Raw genomic sequence first — 15,844 nt, forward strand, 5'->3', positions numbered from 1 at the left:
CTCGGACTGGTGTGCGGGTGTGGTCATGATGCGTTCCTGCGTGCTTCCTGCTGGCTGGGCTGGGTGTGCCGGGTTAGAGGGTGGCCGTTTCCGGTCCCCAGTCCTCCGGGAGGGCCGGGATACTGGCGCCGGGCGTTGACGTTGAACTCCCCGTTCCGGGGCTTGCCAAAAGATATATGCGGCAGCAGTCGGGGGAGTATGTGTTTCTCCCGACTGCTGCCACGAGTGGTCGACTTATGCTTGGAGCACGGCAACTCCGAAGGGCGCCAGCGTGATGCTGGTGACGTCCACTCCCTCGAGGGTGCGCGGGGCCGGGCTGGCCTTGAGCGGTACTTCAATGGTGTCTTCGTGCTGGCTGACCAGCAGGATGAATTTGCGGCCATCCTCGTGCACCAACGAGTCCACAAACACCTTGGGGTCCGCGACCTCGACCGGCGGCCGGATGCCAGCCGCGTCCGCGAGGGCCTCATAAAGCAGGTAGGACTGCTCAGGGTTGACAGCGTGCTGAACCGACGCCATGTACTCCAGAGGATAAGTGCACAGCACTGCCCTGCCTTCTCCGTGGCGCTTGACCACGAGCGCCGGGTTGCCGTGCTGGTCCCGGGCGACCACCGTGCCATCTGTTTCCTTGACCGGAAGGAAAGCGCGCGCGTGTTCGTTCCCGGCCACCCGGAAGCGCAGCTTTTCCCCGACCTGGATGCCGCCGAAGTCTTCCGTGAAGGAGAACTCGACCACGTCGTCCAGGATCGGGTTGTTCAGCCCGTAGACCAGCTGCCGTTCGACGCCGAAAATTTCCTCCGTGTTGATCCACCAGGGGCCCCGCTGGGTGCCCGTTTCACCTACGCAGTAGGAGGCATAAATAGTCGCGCCGCCCGCAGCAAGTCCGGGAAGCTGTGCCCATGAAGGGCCGGTGAGCGCCTTGATGGACGGCAGCAAGTACAGCCTGTAGCCTTCCGGAAGCGGTCCGTCCTCCGCCTCGCGGACGACAGCGACGGGCAGGTGAGCTTCGTGAGCCGCGACGTAAGCCTGCTCGGCAGTTTTCACTACAAGTTCGCGCTCAGCTTCCTCTGTAAATGGATAATCCGCGGCTAGGTACGAAGTGATCACAAGCGCCGCTGAGGCCTCTGAGCGTTTCAGGCGGGGAAGGTCCAGCACCACGAGCGTCTTGCTGAAGGACTTCAACTCCTCCAGTGCTGGCTTGGGCCTGCCCGCGGCGTCGGTTATGCCGAAGTGCAGTTCGAACGGATGGTGGCTGTAGGGCCGCTGGCTCATAATGCTGTCGTAGTCGGTGTTGTTCCACGCGATCCAGCTTGTCGCCCCGGCGAGCAGGGTGTTGTGCAGCAGTTGCCGGTAGTAGTGGCCCGCGTTCGCGGTGGATACGAAGTCGCTGGAAAGGCCAAACTCCTCCATCACCACCGGCTGCCCGCTGATGGCGGACATTTCGCAGATGAAGGCTGCCTTCAGATGCTGGCGGATCACGTCTGATTCCATCCGGTATACGTGCGGTCCGACAAAGTCGACGAAGGCCGCCAAATCACGGATGGTGAACCCGTTATCGTGCCCGGTCGTCTCGATTCCCCAGGCGCCGTCGCCCACGGATATTGGCTGCCTTCCGCCGCCGGCGCGAACCGCGTTGACCATGAGCTCGGCCCAGGCTGCTACCTCGTCACGTCCGGCTTCGCCGCCATAAATCGGGACTTCATTGGTGATGAGCCAGCCCGCGATTGCTTGGTGCCGGGCATAGCGTGCTGTCAGTGTCTTGATGTACCAAGCCTGCCGGTTCACGAACCAAACGTCATTGTAGAGGTTGCGGCCAGCGCGCCACGCAGGATCCCAGTTTTCTCCGGACATGTGTCCGACGATGAAGGTTGGAATGGTTGTCATTCCGGCCTCCGTGTGCGCGTCGAGGAAGTCTTCGAAGCGGTGGCACAGCTCATCGTCCAGCGTGTTGGGTGTGGGCATGAAATCCGGCCAGTAGAAGAACGACCGAGTCAGGTTCAGTCCGTTGTCGGCCAGGACTTTCAGTTCCTCCCGTATCACCGCGCCGTCGTAGTTGCGCCACATGAGTGGGCCCCCTGTGCGGGACCAGAAGTTTGCCCCGAGCCAAATGACGGGGGCGCTCTTGCCTCCAACCATCTCGAAATGCCGTTGCATGGTTTCCTTTCCGAAACTATTTCACCGCGCCAGCGGTGAGTCCGGCGACGAAGTTGCGCTGGAGCAGCAGGAATCCGACGACAACCGGGACGCTGACGACTAGGGATGCAGCCATGATCTGGTTCCAGTAGACGTTGGTCTGGGTTGAGTAGAGCTGCAGCCCGACGGCGAGCGTACGGTTCGCGTCCGTGGTCATCACGGAGGCGAAAAGCACCTCGCCCCAGGAGGTCATGAAGCTGTAGATGGCCACCGCGATCAGGCCAGGCCGTGCCGTGGGCAGCACCACCTTGAGTAGTGCCCCAATGGGCCCGCAGCCGTCCACCTTGGCAGCCTCGTCGAGTTCGTGTGGGATGCCGTCGAAGTAGCCAGCAAGCATCCAGATGGAGAACGGCAGGGAGAAGGTCAGGTACGTGATGATCAGGCCGCCGCGGGTTCCCACCAGCTGGATCCCGGTGGCCGTGTTGATATTCACGAAGATCAGGAATAGCGGCAGCAGGAACAACACGCCGGGGAACATCTGGGTTGAGAGGACAGTGGTGGAGAAGATGAACCGGCCAAAGAACCGGTAGCGGGAGATGGCGTAGGAGGCGAAAACAGCGATGATAAGGCTGATCACCGTCGCGGCACCGGCCACGATAAGGCTGTTGCCGAAGTAGCTGGCCAGCGGCACGGTCTTCCACATGTCCACGAACGGCTCGAAGGTGATCGATGAGGGCCACCAACTGAACGGACCCTGGACGTCGCTGAGCGGCTTCAGTGCCGAGGTCACCATGACATAGATGGGCACAACTGTGAAGACCGTCAGCACGGCGACAACTACGATACGGAAGATTTTGGCTGGCTGCGTTTCACGCACGGCGGGACCTCCGGTTCAACACGATCAGATAGATGCCCGAAATCAGCAGCAGGAAGAGCAGGAGCAATACAGACATCGCTGCCCCCGAGCCGAAGTTCCAGGTCAGGAAGGAGGCGTTGTAGATGTGGAATGAGATCAGGTCCCCGGCCGGGGGTTGGGCGTTGCCGAACAGCACGAATGGGGTGTTGAAGTCGTTGAATGTCCACAGGAACATGACCAGAATCAGGACCATGTTCACGGGCCTCAGCATCGGCAGCGTAATGGAGCGCCACTGTCGGAATGGTTTGGCACCGTCGACGGCGGAGGCCTCATATACATCGGAGGGAATGGACTGCAAGCCTGCCATCAGCATCAGGAAGGCGAACGGCCAGAGCCGCCAGATGGCGACGATGACCACGGAGAGGAACGCGTTATCGCCGATCAGCCAGAAGGGTTTCTCTCCGCTGAGGTGAAGATTGTCGTAGAAAAAGTGGTTGATCGCTCCGGTATCCTTCTGCAGCATGAATTTCCAGGCGATGATGCCCGCGTACATCGGCAGGGCGTAGGGAACCAGGAACAGGGTGCGGATGAAGCCGCGGCCCCGGAAATTTTTTTGAAGGGCCACAGCCGCCGCCATGCCCAGGATCCAGGAGAGGGCCACCACCAGGACTGTGAAAGCGCAGGTGACCAGGAAGGACTGCAGCAGCGCTGCGCCGACTGCCCCGTTAAAATCCAGGGCGACGTTGTAGTTGGCGATGCCGGCAGCGGGCGCGTTGCCCCAGTTTGCGATGAACGCCTTGGTGAGTTTAATGAAGCTCATCCAGATGCCGGTGGCCATCGGGATGACGTGGATCAGAAGTTCGAAAATAACGGCGGGAGCCAGGAGCACATACGGCAGCCACCAGCCTGCGGTCCGTGCGCGGCGCGCAGGCTTATCAGCCTGGTGTCCCCTGGTTTTGCGTTTGGTAGGAGCTTCAGTCACAGCGGACATACGAGGCACTCCCCTTTCTGGGTTGACCGGACGTGGGCGAAAAGGGCGGGCGGCCACAGCGGCCGCCCGCCCTCCTGGCGCTATCCGGCCGCCGCGACCTGCTGTTGGGCGGTATCCAGGGCAGAGTGGATATCACTCGTGCTGACGGTGCCGCCCGAGGCGATCTTGCTAAACATCTGATTCATTGCCTTGCCGACAGTGCTTTCGAACTGGTCCTCGGAGGCGACCAGCGGCAGCGGCTTGGACTGGGTGGCATAGATAGTAGCGAAGGTCTTGGCTTCATCAGGGTTGTCCGTGAAGTTGGGGGTCGCATCCTTCAAAACAGGCAGCGCCGTGAACTTCTGATCCAGGGCCGACTGCGTCTCCGTGCTGGTCATGAATTTCACGAACTGCAGCGCAGCGTCCTTGTTCTTCGTGTTCTTGAAGATCGAGAGGTTGATACCCGCCACGTGGCTGGCGACCTTAGTCGGGCTGCCCTGCGGAGCGGGGAAGGGAACCACGCCGTATTCGCTGGACTTCATCCCATTGGCTTGGATGCTGGTGTCAGCGTTGTTCTGGTTCATGATCATGGCAACCTTGCCGGTGGCAAAGTCGTTCACGGCCTTCGTGCCATTGTCGTACTGAACGTTCGAAACGTTGACAACTTTATCCGTCTGCATCAAGTCCAGGTAGCGTTTGATCCCATTTACGACCCCGTCCGAGGTGAAAGTCGGCTTGCCGCTGGAGTCAAAGAGGTCTGCGCCGTTCTGCGCGGCGTCAATGAAGGCGAAATGGGCGCTTTCGGTGTAGCTGCCAGCGGCGAGGGCGAGACCGTACTTATCGCCGCTCGTGAGCTTCTTCGCGTCAGAGACGAGCTCCTCCCACGTTGTCGGCGGTTTGAGCCCGGCAGCGGAGAGCATCGCCTTGTTGTAGTAGAGCCCATAGGCCAGGCCATAGAGGGGCACGGAGGTCGGGTCCTGCCCGGGTGCGCCGCCCGTGTCCAGCGCTGTCTTGACAAACTTGTCCTTGCCGCCAACGGCATCCATCGCGCTGCTGTCAAAAGGCATGAAAGCCCCAGTGGACTGCAGCGACGCAGCCCAGGTGTTCCCGATGTTGACGACGTCCGGAGCTTGACCGGAGGTGACCGCCGTCTGGATACGGGTCTGCAGGTCATTCCAGCCGATGACCTCGAGGTTCACCTTGATCCCTGTCTGCTGCTGGAACTTCTCAAGCTGAGGAGTTAGGACCTCTTTGTCGTTGTCCAGGCTTGTCCCCTGGTTGCTGGCCCAGTAGGTGAGCGTCTTCCCGCCACCGGAGCTGTCGGAGGATGCGGTCGTGCTGCTGCCACCACCACTGCAAGCGGCAGTGGTCATCGCCATGGCTGCGATCACCGCAGTGGCGGCAAGGGTACGAATTTTCACTTCTTGACTTCCTTGTCTGTATGCAAAATGTGCCTGCTGGAGCGTTTATGCCTTCAAGCTAAAGGAACTTCTGGCGAGCGTCAATCAAAAGTTGATTGTCACTTATTATCTTTTATCGCTGGCTCGTCGAAAGAAGGACGCACAAAACCGAGACCCGACGCCGTCATTCGAAATAGCGGGGAATTCTTTTGGTTTTTCATCAAGAGGAGGCCGATCACACCACTCCCGGATGTGACGAGTGTAACCTAACCGGTTCAGTTAGCCAACGGCGCGCGAGCCAGCGCTCACTGGTGCGTCGGAACCGGCGGCGGCGCGCTGCTTTCCCTGACGTTGAGGGCACTGGGCACAGCCTGAATAGTTCGCGGTGGGCCTCCGTCGATGGCTTCTAAGAGGAGGCGCGCTGATTGACGTCCCTGCTCAACCGGATCGCGGTGCAGCGCGGTCACAGACGGCGATGCAAGCCAACAAAGCATGGAATCATCCCAGCTGACCACTGACACCTCGCCAGGCACTGCAGTCATGTGCCGTCGGCAGGCAATGACGCCGCCCATCGCCATCAGGTCGTTACTGAAGATGATCGCGGTAGGCCTGCCCAAGGAGCTGAGCAGGCCCTCTGCTGCCCGGGCACCGCCCTCGACCGTATAGTCGCACTCCACATCGAGGACCTCGATTCCGGCGCGGCCGGCGTGGAGCCGAACGGCTGACTGCCGTGCGTCCTCGTGCAGCAGCCGGAGCGGCCCAGTCACGTGGGCGATCCTCCGGTGCCCCATGGCTTGAAGGTGGCCCACAATAATGGCTGCATCTCCAGCCTGGTCCGCGGTCGTGGAGGCCATACGGGGATAAGGAGCGGAAGCGCCGTGCAGCACGAACGGCAAGCCCAGCCGCTGCAGCAGTGCCTGCCGCGGGTCCTGCTTGAGGTGGTCGAAAAGGATTACACCGTCGACCCGACGCTCCGCGGCCCAGCGCCGATATACTGCCAAGTCCCTGCCTTCCTCGGCTCCCGCCACCCTCAACAGGAGGCTGATGTCGGTCGTGATCAATACTGACTCGATCCCGGCGATGAGCCGCATGTAGTAAGGCTCGGAACCGATGAGCTCCGGTTCCCGGGAGAGAACGATGCCCACGACGCCTGCCTGGGACTTCGAAAGCGCGCGGGCACTGGAGCTCGGGTACCAACCGAGCTCCCCGGCAAGGTCGAGGACCCTCCGCCGCGTCTGCTCGCTGACGCCGGGCTGCCCGTTCAGGGCATAGGAAACGGACGCTTTTGAGATCCCCAACTGCTCAGCCAACCCCGCGATCGTCACTCTGCCCACGGCCGCTCCCCTCTCCACTGACAAGACGGCACCGGAAGGGCGCCCGAGTACTAAGGCTAAGGGCAGAATGCGCGAGGTAGGCCCGAGGGGTCAAAAAGAGAGCCGGGCCTCGATGCTATCCGCGGAGAGCACGTGGTCGATAACCATCCTGCTGGCACCCATCACGCCGGCCTGACCAGCCGCTATTGACTGCACGATCTGCAGTCGCGCGGTGGCTAGGGGCGGCGACTGCTGGTAGACAACCTCCCGCACACCGGCGATGAGGTGCTCCTCAGCGGCGGCGAGGCTACCACCGATGACGATGACTGACGGATTGAGCAGGTTCACACACATGGCTAGGACTTCACCCACGTCGCGGCCAGCCTGCCGAAGAGCCTGGATAGTCCTCGGGTTGCCCCGTCGCGCCAGCGCTAGGACGTCCCGGGCATTGGCCGTCGCGAAACCGTCCCTTGCCAGGGCTGCCGCGACGGCAGGCCCGGCTGCCACGGCTTCAAGGCAGCCGTAGTTACCGCATCGGCATAGAACCGCTTCCCCGCGTAATACGCGAACGTGACCTAGGTCTCCCGCTGTGCCGACGGCGCCCCGTTGGAGCGCTCCGCCGCTGACGATCCCAGCGCCTATCCCAGTTGCGACCTTGACGAACAGGAGGTTCTCATCGCCGGGCCAGTAGGCTGCGCGCTCCCCCACCGTCATTATGTTCACATCATTGTCCACGAGCACATCCACCGGGAACTTCTTCTGCACATATCCCGGCACGTCGAACCCGTCCCAGCCGGGCATGATCGGCGGACTGACGGGCCTCCCGGTGGAGTGTTCCACAGGGCCCGGGAGGCCGATGCCGATTCCTGCGATCTCTTCCACCTGCCGGCCGGCCTCACGCAGCACCTGGTCGCAGAGCCCCGCCACCAAGTCCAGCACGACCTGCGGACCTGAGGCGATGTCGATGGAGTCGCTAGCTTCGGCAACAACACGGGCCCCGAGATCCGTTAGCGCAACGACCGTGTGCGTGGCACCAACGTCGACCGCCAGTACGACCTGCGCCGCGGGCAGGAACGCCAATCGGGACGGAGGCCGGCCCCCGGAGGACAGCGCTTCGCCGGCCGGTCCGACCAGCCCTGCCGCGATGAGCAAGTCAATCCTGGCCGCGACCGTCGAGCGCGCCAGACGCGTCATTGCTGCGAGCTCGGCGCGGGTCCGGGGCCGGCCGTCACGCAGGATCTGGAAGAGATCGCCCGCGCGTGAGAATCCGGCGCCCGTGCCTTCCGGGCCGGTCGGGGTCGACAGAAGGGGTGTGGACATGAGCTAAGGAATAGCACGCCTCACTTGTTCTTGTCACAATCAAAAGGCCTTTAAACGTCCCCACACTTTTGCTTGACGGCCGACAGAAGTTGCCATTACCTTGAAGAACAACCCTAAGGTTATTCCCATTTTGTTGGCCACAGTTTGCACTTTGTAAGGCCGCATTTCCCACTTCATCGGGCCACTTTCAGTTGTTCAGCCGGCCCATAAATGCCAATTCCAAGGAGACACGTGCTTTATTCCCTTCAGCTCTACACCGTCCGCGGCCCACTCGGAATCGATCTGCCCGGCACGATCGCAAGGGTGGCAGGCCTTGGCTACACCGCAGTGGAGCCCTACAACTTTGTTGCCACTGCCGACGTCCTCGCCAAGGCGTTGAAGGAAAATGGCCTGAGCGCACCCAGCGGACATGCTCCACTGCTGCGCGCGGACCAGGACGAGATTTTCGATGCAGCCCGCAAGCTTGGCATCGGTACCGTAATTGACCCTCACGTGGACCGCGCTCAATGGAACACCGAAGAGGACATCAAGGCCACGGCCGAGGCACTCAACTCAGCCGCCCGGAAGGGCGCCACCTACGGTGTCCGCGTGGGCTACCACAACCACGAATTCGAACTCGAATCCCGCATCGGCGGGCGCCCCGCCCTTGAAGTCCTCGCCGGGCATCTCGACCCGGAAGTGATACTGGAGGTAGACACATACTGGGCCGCCGTCGGTGGCGAGGACGCTTCCGCCCTGCTGCGCCGGCTCGGCGAGAGGGTTAAGTTCATGCACATCAAGGACGGCCCGCTGACGAAGGAAGACAAGGACCAGGTCGCCGTTGGTGCCGGCAAAATGCCGGTCTGGGACGTCATCAAAGCAGGGACTTCTGTGGAAGTCGGGGTCGTGGAACTCGATGACTTCTCCGGCGACATCTTCGACGCGGTCGCCGAGAGCCTCGAATATTTGAAAGCAGGACAGAACGCATGAGCCAGCAAACAACCGGCAAGACCGGGCCCGTCGGCGTCGGAATCATTGGCGCGGGAGTCATTAGCAAGGAATACCTCAAGAACCTCACATCCTTCCCCGACGTCAAAGTACACATCGTGGCCGACATGTTCGAGAACGTCGCCGCTGAACGCGCCGCTGAATTCGGCATCGAACAATCCGGTGGTGTCGAGGCAGCCCTGACGCACCCCGATGTGGAAATCATCGTGAACCTTACGATTCCGGCAGCCCATGTCGAAGTCGCTACCGCGGCAGTCAACGCGGGCAAGCACGTCTGGACCGAGAAGCCTTTTTCGCTGGACCGGGAAAGCGGAATCTGCCTGCTGAAGGCCGCCGACGCCGCGGGCGTCCGGCTTGGTTGCGCCCCTGACACCTTTCTGGGCGCCGGCCTGCAAACGGCGCTGCGGATAATCAAGCGGGGCGACATTGGCATTCCGCTCACGGCTTTGACCCTCATGCAGTCGCCCGGGCCCGAGTCCTGGCACCCTAACCCGGCCTTTCTTTTCCAAGAGGGCGCCGGTCCCCTCTTCGATATTGGACCGTACTACCTGACCGCGCTGGTCCAAACCTTCGGCCCCATCGCGCGGGTAGCTGCCTTCGGCTCCAAGTCCCGCGAGAGCCGCGTGATCGGATCCGGACCCCGGGCCGGTGAGGAATTTGAGGTTACGGTGCCAACGCACGTCAGTGCCTTGGCACAGTTCGCCAGCGGCGAGTCCTCGCAAAGCATCTTCAGCTTCGATTCCCCGCTGAAGCGCCACGGTTTCCTGGAAGTCACCGGCACTGAAGCCACCCTCGCCTTCCCGGACCCCAACATGTTTGATGGCGACATCACGATCACCAGACGCGGCACCGACGAGCCGGAAATCATTAGCTCAATTGGTGCCAGCAGCACCCGCGGCTCGGGAGTCCTGGAAATGGCACGCGCCCTCAGAGCAGGCAGACCGCACCGGGCCCAGGGCGAAATGGCCTACCACGTACTCGATGCCATGGTATCCATCTCCGAGTCCGTGCAGTCCGGAGAAGTAGTGGACCTGCAAAGCAGCGCCGCAGCAGCCGAGCCGCTGCCGGAAAACTGGGACCCCTACGCGGCAACACTCTAGACGGTCCCGACATAGCGGCGTCACCACGCCCCGCGTCCGCTACTAGGCGTGGTGACGCCGAAGATGCCGCCTTAGCTAAGTAAACCTTTTCCGGCCCTGCCCCGGGTCAAGTCCCGTGGAGTGGTGTAACGGTTGATCCTTCGCTTAGGCGCTGAGGGCCATGATCGTGTCGGGGTCTGCCTCGTTTCCGGTGTCAGCGGTGGGGCGCATGCGGGAGCGGGCGAGGATGTCGAGGCCGAGATAGCGGCGTCCCTCGGCCCATTCGTCGGTTTGCTCGGCGAGGACGCCACCAACGAGGCGGATGATCGCGTCCCGGTTGGGGAAGATGCCGACACTGTCGGTTCGGCGGCGGATCTCTCTGTTCAGCCGCTCGTTGGGGTTGTTTGACCAGATCTGTTGCCAGAGGTTCTTGGGGAACGAGGTGAACGCGAGGATGTCTGCCCGGGCCGCGTCCAGGTGCGAGGCGACGGCGGGAAGTTTCTCGCTCACGTAGTCCAGGGTCCGGTCGAACTGTGCGGTCACCGCGGCGGCGTCGGGTTGGTCATAGACACTGTGCAGCATCGCTTTCACGGCCGGCCACATGCTCTTGGGTGTCACGGACATCAGGTTCGCTGCATAATGGGTGCGGCAGCGTTGCCAGGCTGACCCGGGCAGGTTCGCGGCAATCGCGTCTTTGAGCCCAGCGTGCGCGTCGGAGGTGACCAGCTGCACCCCGGCAAGGCCGCGGGCGCAGAGATCGGCAAAGAACGCGTTCCATGCCGGACCGGTCTCCGCCGTGGCGACCTGGAGGCCGAGGACCTCACGCCGGCCGTCGCCGTTGACCCCCGTCGCGATCAGGACCACGGTGTTCACGACCCGGCCGCCCTCCCGGACCTTCATCGTCAACGCGTCCGCGGCAACGAAGGTGAACGGGCCGGCCTCGGAGAGATTGCGGTGCCGGAACTCGTCCACGTGCTCGTCGAGATCGGCCGCCATTCTGGACACCTGCGATTTCGACAGGGAGTGGATACCGAGCTGCTTCACCAATTTGTCCATCCGGCGGGTCGAGACGCCGGCGAGGTAGCAGTCCGCGATCACGGTGATGAGTGCGGCCTCGGACCGTTTCCGGCGTTCGAGGAGCCATTCCGGGAAGTAACTGCCCTGCCGCAGCTTCGGGACGGCGACATCGATCGTCCCGGCACGGGTATCGAGGTTCCGATGCCGGTAGCCGTTGCGGTGGGTGGTGCGCTCAGGGCTGCGTTCGCCCCATTCCGCCCCGACAACGACAACGGCATCGGCGTCAGCCGAGAGCAAAGCGTTAATCATGGTCTGCAGCAGATGCCGCATCAAATCCGGGGACGCGTCGGTCAGAGTTTCCTCGAAGGATCACACGGTGACCGCCTTCACGTCAGCAACGACGCAGACAACCACCGTGGCGTTACACCACTATGCGGGACTCCACTGCAAACACGGCGTGATTAGCCAGAGCAACGACCAGTGTCTACCAAAAAACCAACAACCCAAACCGGAGACCCAGTGCAACCTCCAGCCCGCATGGTAGATGTAGCCGCCGCAGCCGGCGTCTCTGTGGCCACCGTTTCGAACGTGCTGCACCGCCCGGACATTGTCGCCGTCCGCACACGAGAAAAGGTGCAGGTGGCGATCCGATCCCTGAACTACACGCCCGGTCCGGGCGCTTCAGCACGGTCGCAGGCAAGTCAGGATAAACACGCGCTTTCATCCAACGCCAAAGCTGAACCGGAGATGGTGCGAAAACGACCAGGACGTCGCGTGGAAAAATGGTCTGCGCACGTCACCCCGTACTTCACCGGTGCCCAGGCTGCCCAAGTACGTGCAGCACTCCACGCGGCTGGTATGGGTGAAGGCTATGCCTCGCTGTCTGACCTAGTCGTGGCCGCGACAATGGAGGAAGTCAAGCGATTGCAACGAAAGTACAACGGTGGACGAAACTGGACGGGCGTGCCCGCTGGGATGATCCGGCAGGGACGTCCCACCCTCGGTGAGGCTGCTATCCGCGAGGAGGATCATGACCACTGCGAGAAGCAAGGGCGTTCGAGCGGAAAACACTCGCTAGGGAATGCGCCAAGACCGATCCAGAGAAAAGCTTCATGATGGGCGGGAGGGGTGTCGGGAATTCCTGCCTCGCGGCCGAGTCCATAGAAAACCTATCCCTTCTATGAGGCCGCGGACAACGGCTACGAACTGCTCATCGAAGGTGAGCCACCCCGTCTTCTAGCTCAGCAAATGTGTTTGGCGCACACCCCAACCTGACGTCAGGGGGGTATCAAAACTGTCAGATCAGGCCCATAAATATAGTTCCTACACATGTCCACCTGGCAGTCCTAAATTCAAACCTGACACTACCCCTGCTCTTCTACCAGCTTCGGCCTGTACTTCTTGGTTGCTGCAGCACGGCGAAGCCTGTGGGAACTAAGGGTGCGTGACAATCGCCTGGGACCGGAGGCGAGGATGAGCGCCCGCAGCATTGACAAGTCCAGCAAGAGTGGAGACGTCAAATATTCGTTCCTCACCCTTCTTAATTGAGCGGGCAGAGCAGACCTTGCCGGCGATGATGCCAAGATAACTGTATGAAGGCGCGCCTCTTCGACCTCAGCTCTACCTGGCACCTCCCCGCCTCGCCCGAAGAGGTGTGGGCCGTAATCGCAGACACCGATATGAGCTGGCCTCAGTGGTGGCCGCACTGCACCTTTGCTGCGCCGCTTGAGCGAACCGATGCGGCGAGCGATACACCGGAGGAAACCCTGAAGGCCACCACGGCTCACCTGAACTTCAAAGCTTTCCTGGGTTACACACTCACCGTCACGATCCACCCCACAAAGGTCGCCGCACCTCGTGAGATAGAGTTCGACGCCGGAGGGCACTTGCAGGGGACCGGACGGGTAACGCTCGTCCCCCGGGAACAAGGCCTGGCAACGCGCATGGACATAGAGTGGCGCGTGCGACCTACCCAGCGTTGGATGAATGTGCTGACACCAATTGCTGCTCCAGCTTTCAGGGCAGCACACGCCCTGATGATGCATCAGGGGGAAAAGGGTTTGGAGCAAGCGCTGGCAAACAATCAGGCCAAGAAACCTGCGTAGACCCGTCTACGTTTGCCTAGTCAGGTCGTGGCAACAGTTCTACGATGTAACTACGTTAGCCGAGCTGGGGAGCCTTCGCAGCCCACAGTTCGAGCGTGCAATAGCAGCCACTAAGAACGGGGGCCACGATGAAGCTTCATCCCACCCTCGCTGATAGTCTCAGCCGCCAGGAAAGCCCTTCTCCGATCGACTGGGAAACCACCTTCCGCAGCATGGTCCTTTACGACTTGGCAGCAGATCTGGAGCTTGGCTTCTTCCTCTCGTACTACCGAAATTTCGCTATCCCAAGTATCGCAACCACTCTCTATCGGAACGGCGAAATCCAGGAGCGTCCCATGAAGCGCTCCTATGACACCGCCATTGTCATTTACGAGCTCATCGCAAGCGGCCTCGATAGCGACCGGGGACAGCACATGATCGCTCTACTCAATCGCGCTCACCGAAACGTCCCCGGCAGCCGAGAGGATTACCTGTACGTCCTCCTGACACTGTTGGTCGTCCCGATTCGCTGGGCCCAGCACCATGCCTGGCGCCAGCCCACACGAGCAGAGCTGGCCGCTGCATCCCGCTTCTTCGCTGAGCTGGGGTCGCGAATGAACATACACGGCATGCCCGAGACCTACGCCGAAGCGGAGCGTTTCTTTGACCAATACGAGGCAACGCATGTCGGTCCATCGATTGAAGGCCAAAAGCTGATGGACGCGACCGTTCAGGTCTTCCAGAGCCGTCTGCCCCTTCCTCTACGACCCTTCGCGGCAAGGATGATCAGCGCGATGCTCGCTGATGACCGGCTCGTGGCCGGGCTCGGGCTCCCCCGCACTGGCCAAATCTCCCGGGCCGCCCTAAGAAGCATGTTGGCAGTCCGCAACAGCTTGCATCGGCGGCGGCCTCTGAACCGAAAGCCCCACTTCACGCCAGGAAAGGCTGGCTCGTCTTTGTACCCGGGCGGCTACTCTTTGGACCAAATCGGCCCCCTCAAGGTTCCTGACCCGTCAACCTTCCGAAGCAATGAACTATCGTAAAGCTCGAAAAGTAGCCCGCAAGGCGGAGCAAGGCTTCGGCTTGCCCAAGGCCCCAACGCTTCAGCTCATCCAGGACAAGCTGGAACTGCAAAGAAACCGTCCCATCATTGTCGACGAACTGCCCGGTTTATCCGGATCGGAACTCTGCGGCGTCTGGCTCATCTGCGCAGACCGGGACATCGTCTTGCATGCGCCCGTGAAGTCAGCCTGGCACCGGCAGCAGATCGTCCTTCACGAGTTCAGCCACATGATTCTCTGTCATGATCTCCAGGACAGTAATGCGGACCTCGCCGCGACCTTCCTGCCTGACCTGAACGAGGACGTACTCCGAGTGCTCGGACGCAGCAGCTACACAGATGGCGCAGAGCTCATGGCTGAAGTCTTGGCGGACCAGCTCGCAACTCGGATCATCAACGGCGACGCCGATGCTATGCCCGAGCCCTTGGCATTTCGACAAGTATTCGGCTGATGGAAGCGGTCCCTGCCGCCGCACTCTGGCTACTGACCGTCCTTCGGCTTCCAACAGCGCTCGATAGGCACCGTGGAAGCGTCTTCCGCGCCACCATCCTCGCTGCAATCGCCTGCACCCTTTATGTTCCAGCGGTCTACTACACCGTCGATCCATTGCTAGGCGGACACAACCGCGTCGGGCTGGTTACCCTCCTGTCCTTGCTCCTGGGGTTCTGGCAATTTCGCACGGCGATTCTTCTCGCGGCGATTACAGATACAGAAGTACGACGGCGGCAGCTCGCCTTGGGCAGGTTCGCTGCTTCCGCCGCATGCAGCACAGTAACGGCCGGGTTTCTCGCCAGCCGCGTCGATGACACTGATCCCAATTTGCCCCTGACCTACGCCGACCAGCCCGGGATGGCAATCTTCCTCTGGACAGGCTCTGCTTTCATCATGTGGGTCTGCCTCGACATAGCCCGAGTCTGCCGCAGTAACGTCCCGCACATGCATGCTCCGGCCTTCCGGTCGGCATTCACTCTTATCGCAGGGGGATGCGTCCTGTTCGCGCTGGTCCTCCTGGACCGACTGATCTACGGAGCCGTGATTGCAGCTGAAGGCGCCGACAGCCAAACAGCTGCCGCCCTGACTAGCTTCTACTGGATTGGAGAGACGGCTGCTGTGCTTCTAGTCAGTCTCGGACTACTTCTCCCCCGTCTGGCGGGACGCCTTAGGCAGGGGATCTTCGCCCTGCATGCAAGGCTGCTTCTCATGAAGATCAGTCCAGTCTGGAACGATGTGACGAACTGTCAGCGTGAGCTGGTCCTGCAGGACCGCCGCACCGCATTGCCTATACTCTTCAGTCGACATGCTGAAACCCAGCTTCACAGGCGCCTCGTTGAAATTCGAGATTGCGAAATGGCCAGCCCTCTGGCCCGCGAGCGCCTCAAGGCACACCACCTACGGGTAGTCGAACGCGCCGAGCTCTTACTCGAGAGCCGCTCGGCAACCCACCTAGCTCGATAGAATCCAGTCTTCACACCTCTGGCATCCAAGGCGTCAGCGTTAGGTGCCATCACGGCCAGTCATGTCGCCCCTCTGAGACTCACCGATGAATCAACGTGAACCAGAAGACGTGCGAAGAGTGCCATGCCGCTTTCGAACCGACGAGAAGGAGCCAACGGTTCTGCTCCAT

General features: G+C 61.5%; 14 protein-coding genes. 7 read left to right on the plus strand and 7 right to left on the minus strand.

Features of this window, described 5'->3' with window-relative positions; all coding sequences use genetic code 11:
- Nucleotides 1-234: 234 nt before the first annotated feature.
- The 6 genes from AB0313_RS19835 to AB0313_RS19860 form a co-directional block, all read right to left on the minus strand.
- The gene (locus AB0313_RS19835; protein ID WP_366307782.1) at nt 235-2,154 is read right to left on the minus strand and encodes a cellulase family glycosylhydrolase; all 1,920 of its coding nucleotides are present in this window, start codon (nt 2,152-2,154) and stop codon (nt 235-237) included.
- 16 nt (nt 2,155-2,170) lie between these two features.
- Nucleotides 2,171-3,010 (minus strand): carbohydrate ABC transporter permease, encoded by an 840-nt coding sequence (locus AB0313_RS19840; RefSeq protein ID WP_366307784.1) that lies wholly within the window; start codon nt 3,008-3,010, stop codon nt 2,171-2,173.
- Nucleotides 3,003-3,980 carry a sugar ABC transporter permease gene (locus tag AB0313_RS19845; RefSeq protein WP_366307785.1) on the minus strand — a complete coding sequence of 326 codons (978 nt, stop codon included), beginning with the start codon at nt 3,978-3,980 and terminating at the stop codon, nt 3,003-3,005. Before AB0313_RS19845 ends, AB0313_RS19840 begins: the two co-directional genes overlap by 8 nt.
- 80 nt (nt 3,981-4,060) lie before the next feature.
- Entirely contained in the window at nt 4,061-5,380 is a 1,320-nt protein-coding gene (locus AB0313_RS19850) for a sugar ABC transporter substrate-binding protein (RefSeq protein ID WP_366307787.1), read from the minus strand.
- Between the two features lie 284 nt (nt 5,381-5,664).
- Nucleotides 5,665-6,693 (minus strand): LacI family DNA-binding transcriptional regulator, encoded by a 1,029-nt coding sequence (locus AB0313_RS19855; protein ID WP_366307789.1) that lies wholly within the window; start codon nt 6,691-6,693, stop codon nt 5,665-5,667.
- 90 nt (nt 6,694-6,783) lie between these two features.
- A complete protein-coding gene (locus AB0313_RS19860; protein WP_366307791.1) occupies nt 6,784-7,992 on the minus strand; it encodes an ROK family transcriptional regulator in 1,209 nt (402 codons plus the stop codon).
- A gap of 231 nt (nt 7,993-8,223) precedes the next feature.
- Between AB0313_RS19860 and AB0313_RS19865 the strand changes: the two genes are divergently transcribed.
- Nucleotides 8,224-8,961, plus strand: a complete 738-nt coding sequence (locus AB0313_RS19865; protein ID WP_366307793.1) for a sugar phosphate isomerase/epimerase — start codon at nt 8,224-8,226, stop codon at nt 8,959-8,961.
- Nucleotides 8,958-10,079 (plus strand): Gfo/Idh/MocA family oxidoreductase, encoded by a 1,122-nt coding sequence (locus AB0313_RS19870; protein WP_366307795.1) that lies wholly within the window; start codon nt 8,958-8,960, stop codon nt 10,077-10,079. The genes AB0313_RS19865 and AB0313_RS19870 overlap by 4 nt, the downstream gene beginning before the upstream one ends.
- Before the next feature lie 144 nt (nt 10,080-10,223).
- On the opposite strand, the gene AB0313_RS19875 is transcribed toward AB0313_RS19870, so the two are convergent.
- Entirely contained in the window at nt 10,224-11,429 is a 1,206-nt protein-coding gene (locus AB0313_RS19875; RefSeq protein WP_366307837.1) for an IS256 family transposase, read from the minus strand.
- A gap of 126 nt (nt 11,430-11,555) precedes the next feature.
- Here AB0313_RS19875 and AB0313_RS19880 point away from each other — a divergent pair, with 126 nt between their 5' ends.
- From AB0313_RS19880 to AB0313_RS19900, 5 genes are all read left to right on the plus strand, one after another.
- Nucleotides 11,556-12,191, plus strand: a complete 636-nt coding sequence (locus AB0313_RS19880) for a LacI family DNA-binding transcriptional regulator (protein ID WP_366307797.1) — start codon at nt 11,556-11,558, stop codon at nt 12,189-12,191.
- 476 nt (nt 12,192-12,667) lie between these two features.
- The gene (locus AB0313_RS19885) at nt 12,668-13,180 is read left to right on the plus strand and encodes an SRPBCC family protein (protein WP_366307799.1); all 513 of its coding nucleotides are present in this window, start codon (nt 12,668-12,670) and stop codon (nt 13,178-13,180) included.
- Between the two features lie 128 nt (nt 13,181-13,308).
- Nucleotides 13,309-14,202: an oxygenase MpaB family protein gene (locus AB0313_RS19890; protein ID WP_366307801.1), complete on the plus strand. Its 894-nt coding sequence runs from the start codon at nt 13,309-13,311 to the stop codon at nt 14,200-14,202.
- Nucleotides 14,189-14,671 carry a hypothetical protein gene (locus AB0313_RS19895; RefSeq protein ID WP_366307803.1) on the plus strand — a complete coding sequence of 161 codons (483 nt, stop codon included), beginning with the start codon at nt 14,189-14,191 and terminating at the stop codon, nt 14,669-14,671. Before AB0313_RS19890 ends, AB0313_RS19895 begins: the two co-directional genes overlap by 14 nt.
- Entirely contained in the window at nt 14,671-15,675 is a 1,005-nt protein-coding gene (locus AB0313_RS19900; protein ID WP_366307805.1) for a DUF6545 domain-containing protein, read from the plus strand. The genes AB0313_RS19895 and AB0313_RS19900 overlap by 1 nt, the downstream gene beginning before the upstream one ends.
- Nucleotides 15,676-15,844 lie beyond the last annotated feature (169 nt).

The organism is Pseudarthrobacter sp. NPDC080039, from assembly GCF_040702335.1.
In the GTDB taxonomy this organism is placed as follows: Bacteria; Actinomycetota; Actinomycetes; order Actinomycetales; family Micrococcaceae; genus Arthrobacter; species Arthrobacter enclensis_A.